The following is an 8263-nucleotide window of genomic DNA, read 5'->3' as shown; positions in this document are numbered from 1 at the left end:
GGCGCCCTGGAGGAGAAGTTCTCGGCCGAGTTCCTGCGCCTGCTCGGCCTGGACGACCTCCAGGGCGCCGACCGCCATATGACCGCCGTCGGCGGTCTCGTAGGTGCCGTAATAAGGGCAGCCGCCGTCCAGCAGGTTGGCGCCGCGCCGGTCTTGCCAGGCGCCGGCGGACAGCATGCCGTGGATCATCGCGGACAGGTGGGCGGTGCCGTCCACGATGGCGGCGTCCACGACCTGGCCGGTGCCGGTGGCGCGCGCGCGGTGCAGGGCGGCGAGGACGCCGACGACCAGGTAGAGCGAGCCGCCCGCGTAGTCCCCGAGGAGGTTGGCGGGCACGGCCGGGGGCTCGCCGGGGCGGCCGATCAGGCCGAGGGCGCCGGTGACGGCGATGTACGACACGTCATGGCCCGCGCGCTCGGCGAGGGGGCCGTCCTGGCCCCAGCCGGTCATCCGGCCGTAGACCAGGCGGGGGTTGCGGGCATGGCAGTCGGCGGGGCCGACGCCCAGGCGCTCGGCGACGCCCGGCCGGTAGCCCTCGACGAGGATGTCGGCGCGCTCGGCGAGGTCCAGCACGCGGGCGGCGCCGTCCGGGGACTTGAGGTCGACCACGATGGAGCGCTTGTTGCGGTTGGTGATGTCGTGGGCGGGGTCGACGCCGAGGCCGGGGCCGCCGGGGCGGTCCACCCGGACCACGTCGGCGCCGAGGTCGGCGAGCAGCATGGCGGCGAACGGGCCCGGCCCGATGCCGGCCAGCTCCACCACGCGCACGCCGCCGAGCGGGCCCCGCTCTGCTGGTGCCGCCGTGCTCATGCCGTCCCCCAAGCGTGTGACACAACTGATGTAACACCGGTGATGCTATGAACGCGTTCCATCCGGCACAAGACCTGAACGAGCAAGCGCTTAGCCAAGTGCCCATCCGGCTGAAAATCACCCGGGCGCCTCCGGGGCGCTCACCTCACGCTAGCCTCGGCCACCGACAGCGGCGCGGGCTGCGCGACCGAGGGGTGTCATGAGCAGGCGAGGTGGGTCATGAGCGGGCTGGACCGTCCCTACGACGTGGTGCTCTACGGGGCGACCGGCTTCGTCGGCACCCTGACGGCGCAGTATCTGGCGGCGCATGCGCCACAGGGCGTGCGCTGGGCGATCGCCGGGCGCGACGAGGTGAAGCTGCGGCGGCTGCGGGACCGGCTGCCCGGGGGCGCGGACATCGGGGTGCTGCGCGCCGACGCGTCCCGGCCGGCCGAGCTGCGCGATCTCGCCGAGCGGGCCCGGGTGGTGGCCACGACCGTCGGGCCGTACCTGCGCCACGGCGAGGAACTGGTCGCCGCCTGCGCGAACGCCGGGACGGACTATCTGGACCTCACCGGCGAGCCGGAGTTCGTGGACCTGATGTACGTACGGCACGACGCCCGCGCCCGGGAGACCGGCGCGCGCCTGGTGCACGCGTGCGGGTTCGACTCCGTGCCGCATGATCTGGGCGTGTACTTCACGGTGAAACAGCTGCCGGAGGGTGTGCCGCTGCGGGTGGACGGCTATGTGACGGCCGACGCGGCGTTCTCCGGCGGCACGCTGGCCTCGGCGCTCGACCAGTTCGCGCGCGGGCGCACGATGCTGGCCGCCGCCCGCGACCGGGCGCGGCACGAGCCGCGGCGGTACGGGCGCCGGGTGAGCGCGCCGACCGGGGCGCCGCGGTTCGCCCCCGAGGTCGGCGCGTGGGCACTGCCGCTGCCCACCATCGACCCGCGGATCGTGAGCCGTTCGGCGCGGGCCCTGGACCGGTACGGCCCCGACTTCCGCTACCGGCACTTCGCGGCGGTCCGCCGTCTGCCGGTCGCGCTCGGCGGGGCGGCCGCGGTCGGGGCCGCGGTGGTCGCCGCCCAGCTGCCGCCCGTGCGCCGCCTGCTGTCCGACCGGCTCGCTCCCGGCGAGGGGCCCAGCGCGGAGAAGCGGGCCAGGAGCTGGTTCAGGGTCCGCTTCGTCGGCGAGGGCGGCGGCCGGCGCGTCTACACGGAGGTCTCGGGCGGCGACCCCGGATACGACGAGACGGCCAAGATGTTCGCCGAGGCCGCGCTCTGCCTCGCCCTCGACGCCCTCCCGAAGACATCCGGCCAGGTGACGACGGCCCAGGCGATGGGCGACGCGCTCACGGACCGGCTGCGGGCGGCCGGGATCACCTTCCGGGTGGCCGCCGAGCGGTGACCGGGATCGTCCGGTGCGCGCATCTCGTCCCGTGAGCCGGTGCGAGGATGGGCGTTCGGACCAAAGGAAGCACAAGGAGGCGCGGCGACAGTGAAGTTCGTGCTCGAAGTGACCGTGGACGAGAACGCGTCGGCGCAGGAGCGGGCCGCCGAGCTGGGCCGGATCCTGCGCTACTGGGGCGGCAATCTGCACCACTACGCGCTGGAGCCGGGCGACGGCTCGCCCGTCTACGACTCCCAGTACAAGGAAGTCGGTGTGTGGCGGCTCGCCGAGGACTGAGCGGTCCCGTTCGCCGTCGCCTCCTTGAGCGCCCTGCGGCACAGACCGTCCGCGCGCCGGGTGGTCTCCGGGAGGCGGTAGGCGGGGGTGAGGGCGAGCGTGTGGGCGAGGGCGCCCGCCAGCGACACCCGGTGGCCGACGGAGACGAAGACGGGTTTGACGGCCTCGCGGGTACGAAGGGCGCGGCCGACCTCCTCGGCCCCGGCGAGCAGCGGTGCGGAGCTGCCGCGGGCGGCGCCGGGCTCCTCGTACGTGAAGGTGAACGGGTTCTTGGCGACGCCGATGGTGGGCAGGCCCGTGAGGACACCCAGGTGGCTGGCCAGGCCGAAGCGGCGGGGGTGGGCGAGGCCGTAGCCGTCGCACACGACCAGGCCGGGGCCGATGGGCAGGGCTTCCAGTGCGGCCAGGACCGTGGGCAGTTCGCGGAAGGCGAGCAGACCGGGGACGTACGGGAAGGACACCCGGCCGACCGCGGTCGACTCGGCGACGACCTCCAGGGTGGCGGCGTCCAGGACGACGGCCGCGGCGGCGACCAGGTCGCGCTCGTCGTCATAGGCCACGTCGACCCCGGTCACCCGGCCGGTGCCCGGCGGCGGTCCTGGCTCGTCGAGCACCACCCGGGCGCGCAGTTCGTCCTGGACCGCGCGGGCCTCCGCCTCGGTGGCGGGCCAGCCCGCCGGTACGCCTACGGTCGTCATGTCGGCCGACTGTACGTGCCCGGCCCGGGGCGCCCCGCCCCCGGGGTTAGGCTCGCGATCATGTTCGTACTGGAGCTGACCTACACCGCGCCCCTCGACGCCGTGAACGCCCTGCACGCCGACCACATGGCATGGCTGGGGGAGCAGTTCGAGAAGGGCGTCTTCCTGGCATCGGGGCGCAAGAACCCGCGCGACGGCGGGGTGATCCTGGCCGTCGCCGAGGACCGGGCCCGGATCGAGGAGATCGTCGCGGCCGATCCGTACACCGCCGGCGAGGTGTGCGCCTACCGGATCACGGAGTTCACGGCCACCACGACGGTCCCGGAGCTGGCCCGGTACCGGCAGACCCCGGACTGAGGACCCGCGCCCCGGGCGCGCGGCCCGTCAGCCCTTCTTGGCGTTCAGCGCGCGCTGAAGCTGGTCCTTGTTCATGTGCGAACGGCCCTCGATGCCGCGCTGCTTCGCCTCGTTGTACAGCTGGTCGCGGGTCGGGCTCTGGGGGCCGGTCCGATTGCCCGACCGCTGGCCGCCGCGCCTGCTCGACGACATGTCCTGGGTCGAGGTACGGCTCGCCGTCCTGGACTCGCCGGAGCGGGCGCGCTCCTTGTTGACGGTCCGCGCGGCGATCTCCTCGGCGCGTCCCTCGCTCTCGCCCCGTTCCCGCGCGCTCTCCTTGATGTGCTCGTACTGGCGTTCGCGCTTGGGGCTGGAACCGGCTGGCATGATCGCTCCTTTCACCGCAAAGGCCGCTACGACGCCTTTCGGGGCGCGAGTACCCGGCTGTCGGCGTGCCTACCTCACCGTTCCAGCCGGGCCACCCTGCCCTGCTCGCCGGCCGCCCAGCAGCCGAGGTCGGGGGTGCAGGAGACGGTGTCGTAGGAACCGGCGCCGATCGTGCGCCAGGTGCGGCCGCCGTCCGTGGTCAGATCGGTGCCGGTGGGACCGACGGCGAGCGCCGAGCTGCGGCTGTGCGGGAGCCAGGCGGCACCGGAGCGGTAGGCCGGCGGGGGTGTGGCCGCCGGTTGCCAGGTACGCCCGCCGTCCCGGGTGACGGCGGCGGCCTTCGGTGAGGGCTGCCCCGCGCCGTAGTCGCCGCCGACGGCGAGACCGTGGTCGCGGTCGCGGAAGGCGAGCGCGAAGACCCCGCGGGCCGGGTCCCCGGCCGGGACCGGGGTGTCGGTGGCGGTCCAGGTCAGCCCGCGGTCGGCGGAGTGCAGGACCCGCGCGCGGGCGCCGCCGCCGGTGGCCAGCCAGGCGTCCCTGGAGCCCGAGGTGACCAGGCACTGCCCGCTCGCCGCGAAGCCCGCCTCGCCGTCCAGGGCGGGCGGCATCCCGGCCGGGGGCAGCACCCGCCAGGAGCGGCCACCGTCGCTCGTGGACAGGATGCGGAACCTCCCGTCCACGGGGTCGCCCATCGCGAGGCCGTGCCTGCGGTCGAAGAAGGCCATGCAGTCGTAGAACGCGTTCGGGTCGGTGTTGCGGAAGGACTCCGTCCAGCTCGCCCCGCCGTCGTCGGTGCGGTACACCCGGGACGCCTCGCCCTCGCCGATGGCCAGGACCACCGCGTGCCGCGCGTCGAACGCCTCGACGTCCCGGAACTCCAGGGCGGACGCGCCGGGCGGGGAGACGTTTCGCCAGGAGGTGCCGCCGTCCCGGGTGAGCAGGACGGTGCCACCGGTGCCGGCCAGCCAGGCCGTGTGCCGGTCGACGGCGGCCAGGCCCCGGTAGCGGACCTGCGGGGTGCCGGGGTCCTTCGCGGCCCAGTGCACGCCCTGCGGCCGGCCGATCGCGGCGGCCGACGGGACGGTCAGCGCGGCCAGCGCCGCGCCGCACGCGACTCCCGCCGCCGTCAGTCTGCCCATCCGCCGAAGGCCTCGCGTGCCCCTCATGTCCCGCTTGTCCCTCGTGCTCCCCATGCGCCTCATGGCGGGCGAAGCTAGTCCACCGCCCGGTCGCCGTCCAGAGGGCCAACTGCCGTACGCGCCAAGGGCGGCCGCGCGTGCATGAACGCGGTGACCGAGGTCACTCGTTCCCCAGGTGCACGTCCCGGCCCGTTCCGTCGTCTCACCCAGTGCCGGGAGTCACCAGGCCGCAGTCCAGCCGTCACGAGGGAGCAAGGCGTTGTCCACCGTCATCGAGCAGCCCGTAGAAGCCCGCCTCGTCGCCGCCGCACCGCGCATGCCGAGCATCCCCGCCACGCTGCGGTACGACCGCTGCGACCCGTTCGCCGTGCGGATGACCTTCCCGGCCCCGGCCACGCTGGAGGGCGTCGAGGTCTGCTGGACCTTCGCCCGGGAACTGCTCGCCGCCGGGCTGCTGGAACCCGAGGGCCAGGGCGACGTACGGGTGCGGCCGTACGGCTACGACCGGATCGTGCTGGAGTTCCACGCCCCCGAGGGCACCGCCGTCGTCCATGTGCGCGCCGGCGAGATACGCCGCTTCCTGGAGGCGACCGGCGAGCTGGTGCCGGTCGGGCTCGAACACCTCCAGCTGGACCTGGACCACCACCTGGCCGAACTGATGCGGGACGCCTGACCGGCTCGCCGGGAGACCCGGACGGCGGCTCAGACACGCCCGAGAGCGGCGCCCGCGCCGATCCGGGCGACATCGAGCCGCGGCGAGTTCCGCGACGGTCGGGGCGCCCGTGCAGACCATCACGTCCGGTGGATCGTCGACGCCCGCGACCGGTGCCTTCACCGTCACGGGGGCGACGGCCCCGGGTACGACCACGCCGTCGGCCCCGCCGGCACGGAAGGCGGCGGCCCGCGCCAGGGTGCGGTGCACTCCCCCGGCGCCGCGCAGATACGTCGACGCGCGCGTTGACGAACAGCGGCCCGCCTTCCGCGCCGGTGGCCTCCCGCGCGGCCGCGATCCGCTCCGTCTGCTCGGCGGCGGCCTGCGGCGGCACACCGCCGGGCTCGTAGCGGCCGCCCTCGATGTTGACGGCGACCGCTCCGGCGGCGAGGACAGCCCGCACGGTGTCCCCGATCCCGGCCGGGCCCGCCGTATGGCCGCCCTCGATGTCGGCGCCGACCGGCACGCGCATGGCGGCAGCGTTCCGGGCGACGGCGGCCGGCGCGCGGTCCCGGTCGAGCCGGTCGCCGGTGGCCGCGCCGAGTGACCGGTCGAGCCCGGCGCCGGTGGTGGCGACCGTCCCGGTGCCCGCCGTGCCGATAAATGTTTTGACTCCCGTCGGCGGTGCTCCTACCGTTCACCTCGGATCTGTTGCCGTCGATCGGAGAAGGACGTTGCTCGTCTGAGGTTCGGAGACACCGCGTCGCACCGGTGAGGTGTGCGTGGCGTACGACCCTCGGCGTTCGAGCCGTCCTCCGGCACAGGCCTTTTTCTTCTGTACGGCCTCCGGGTGACCCTTCGGTTCCCGCCCCGCGGTGTCTCAAGACGCGTCCGCGAACCGCACCCACTCCCCGCGAGGCCCTCATGTCATCCGCGTCATCCTCTTCCTCTTCCGTCAACCTTTCGTCCCTGTCCTTCGCCTGGCCCGACGGCACCACCGTGTTCGACGGGCTCGACGTCTCCTTCGGCCCCGGCAGGACCGGGCTCGTCGGGGTCAACGGATCGGGAAAATCAACCCTGTTGAAGCTGGTCGCGGGTGAACTCGCCCCGGCCGACGGCACCGTCAAGGTCATGGGCGAGGTCGGCTACCTCCCGCAGAACGTCACCCTGGACACCGCGCTCCGCGTGGACCGGGCCCTCGGCATCGCCGAACAGCGGGCCGCGCTGCACGCCATCGAGGCGGGCGACGTGTCCGAGCGGCACTTCGAGACGGTCGGCGACGACTGGGACGTCGAGGAGCGCGCCCTGGTCACCCTCGGCGAACTCGGCCTGGGCCACATCGGCCTCGACCGCACCGTCGGCGAGGTCTCCGGCGGCGAGTCGGTGCTGCTGCGGCTCGCGGCACTGCTGCTGCGCCGCCCGGACGTACTGCTCCTGGACGAGCCCACCAACAACCTCGACCTGTACGCCCGCCGCCGCCTCCACCAGGCCGTCGCCGCCTGGCCCGGGGTCCTCGTCGTCGTCAGCCACGACCGTGAACTCCTCGACCTGGTCGACCAGATCGCGGAACTGCGCGCCGGTGAGGTCGCCTGGTACGGCGGCAACTTCTCGGCCTACGAGGAGGCGCTGTCCGTCGAGCAGGAGGCGGCCGAGCGGATGGTCCGGGCCGCCGAGGCCGATGTGCGCAGACAGAAGCGCGAACTGTCCGACGCCCATATGAAGTTGGCCCGCCGCAAACGGTACGGGCAGAAGATGTACGACTCCAAGCGGGAGCCGAAGATCGTGATGGGCGCCCGTAAACGCGCCGCCCAGGAGTCGGCGGGCAAGCACCGCATCATGCACGAGGAGCGCCTCGCCGAGGCCAAGGAGCGCCTGGACGACGCGGTGGACGCGGTGCGCGACGAGGACGAGATCCGCGTCGACCTGCCGTACACCGCCGTACCGCCGGGCCGGCAGGTGCTCACCCTGGAGAACCTGGCGATGGCCTACGGGGCGCGTATCGAGGGCATCCTCGATCTGCGCGGCCCGGAGCGGATCGCGCTGGTCGGGCGCAACGGCGCGGGCAAGACGACGCTGCTGCGCACGGTCGCCGGGGAGCTGGCGCCGGTGGAGGGCAGCGCCACCGCGCATGTCCCGCTGCGGTTCCTGCCCCAGCGCCTGGACGTGCTGGACGACGAGCTGACGGTCGCCCAGAACGTGGCCCGGTTCGCGCCGGGCGCCACCAACAACCGGGTCCGGGCGCGCCTGGCCCGCTTCCTGTTCCGGGGCGCCCGCGCCGACCAGCGGGCGGCCACCCTGTCCGGCGGCGAGCGCTTCCGGGCCGCGCTGGCCGCGCTCATGCTGGCCGAACCGGCACCTCAGCTGCTCCTGCTCGACGAGCCGACCAACAACCTCGACCTGGCGAGCGTCCGGCAGCTCACCTCGGCCCTGGACTCGTACGAGGGGGCACTGCTGGTGGCCAGCCACGATCTGCCGTTCCTGGAGTCCATCGGCATCACCCGCTGGCTGCTGATGGCCGACGGCGAGCTGAGGGAGATCACGCCGGAGGAGGTGGGCTAGGGCCTGTCTGACAA

The 8263-nt window shown here is 74.0% G+C and carries 9 protein-coding genes and 1 pseudogene; 5 read left to right on the top strand and 5 right to left on the bottom strand.

Annotation, left to right across the window (positions count from 1 at the left end; genetic code table 11):
* A partial coding sequence (locus CCN72_RS26535) for a CaiB/BaiF CoA transferase family protein (RefSeq protein WP_143664204.1) occupies positions 1–810 on the bottom strand: 810 nt, incomplete at its 3' end.
* A gap of 219 nt (positions 811–1029) precedes the next feature.
* Between CCN72_RS26535 and CCN72_RS26530 the strand changes: the two genes are divergently transcribed.
* Together CCN72_RS26530 and CCN72_RS26525 are read left to right on the top strand one after the other, a co-directional pair.
* Complete coding sequence (locus CCN72_RS26530; protein WP_086810274.1) at positions 1030–2199, top strand: saccharopine dehydrogenase family protein; 1170 nt, start codon at positions 1030–1032, stop codon at positions 2197–2199.
* Between the two features lie 90 nt (positions 2200–2289).
* Positions 2290–2478, top strand: coding sequence for a hypothetical protein (locus tag CCN72_RS26525; protein ID WP_086810273.1), 189 nt, complete (start codon positions 2290–2292; stop codon positions 2476–2478).
* On the opposite strand, the gene CCN72_RS26520 is transcribed toward CCN72_RS26525, so the two are convergent.
* Positions 2427–3176 (bottom strand): endonuclease V, encoded by a 750-nt coding sequence (locus CCN72_RS26520; protein WP_086810272.1) that lies wholly within the window; start codon positions 3174–3176, stop codon positions 2427–2429. The genes CCN72_RS26525 and CCN72_RS26520 overlap by 52 nt on opposite strands.
* Positions 3177–3236: 60 nt before the next feature.
* Between CCN72_RS26520 and CCN72_RS26515 the strand changes: the two genes are divergently transcribed.
* Positions 3237–3533 carry a YciI family protein gene (locus tag CCN72_RS26515; RefSeq protein ID WP_086810271.1) on the top strand — a complete coding sequence of 99 codons (297 nt, stop codon included), beginning with the start codon at positions 3237–3239 and terminating at the stop codon, positions 3531–3533.
* Between the two features lie 27 nt (positions 3534–3560).
* Here CCN72_RS26515 and CCN72_RS26510 read toward each other — a convergent pair whose 3' ends face one another.
* Positions 3561–3899, bottom strand: coding sequence for a plasmid stabilization protein (locus CCN72_RS26510; RefSeq protein WP_086810270.1), 339 nt, complete (start codon positions 3897–3899; stop codon positions 3561–3563).
* A gap of 74 nt (positions 3900–3973) precedes the next feature.
* Positions 3974–5038 (bottom strand): WD40/YVTN/BNR-like repeat-containing protein, encoded by a 1065-nt coding sequence (locus CCN72_RS26505; RefSeq protein WP_167408719.1) that lies wholly within the window; start codon positions 5036–5038, stop codon positions 3974–3976.
* 259 nt (positions 5039–5297) lie between these two features.
* On the opposite strand from CCN72_RS26505, the gene ssgD reads away from it, so the two are divergent.
* Positions 5298–5711 carry a spore wall synthesis regulator SsgD gene (gene ssgD, locus CCN72_RS26500; RefSeq protein ID WP_037659645.1) on the top strand — a complete coding sequence of 138 codons (414 nt, stop codon included), beginning with the start codon at positions 5298–5300 and terminating at the stop codon, positions 5709–5711.
* Positions 5712–5846: 135 nt separating this feature from the next.
* On the opposite strand, the pseudogene CCN72_RS26495 reads toward ssgD, so the two are convergent.
* Positions 5847–6351 (bottom strand): annotated as a pseudogene (locus CCN72_RS26495) (isocitrate lyase/phosphoenolpyruvate mutase family protein); the annotation flags it as partial.
* Positions 6352–6614: 263 nt separating this feature from the next.
* Between CCN72_RS26495 and CCN72_RS26490 the strand changes: the two are divergent.
* Entirely contained in the window at positions 6615–8249 is a 1635-nt protein-coding gene (locus CCN72_RS26490; RefSeq protein WP_086810269.1) for an ABC-F family ATP-binding cassette domain-containing protein, read from the top strand.
* Positions 8250–8263 lie beyond the last annotated feature (14 nt).

It is taken from the genome of Streptomyces murinus, assembly GCF_002154555.1.
GTDB lineage: Bacteria > Actinomycetota > Actinomycetes > Streptomycetales > Streptomycetaceae > Streptomyces > Streptomyces murinus.
This window is presented reverse-complemented; position numbering and strand designations above follow the sequence as displayed.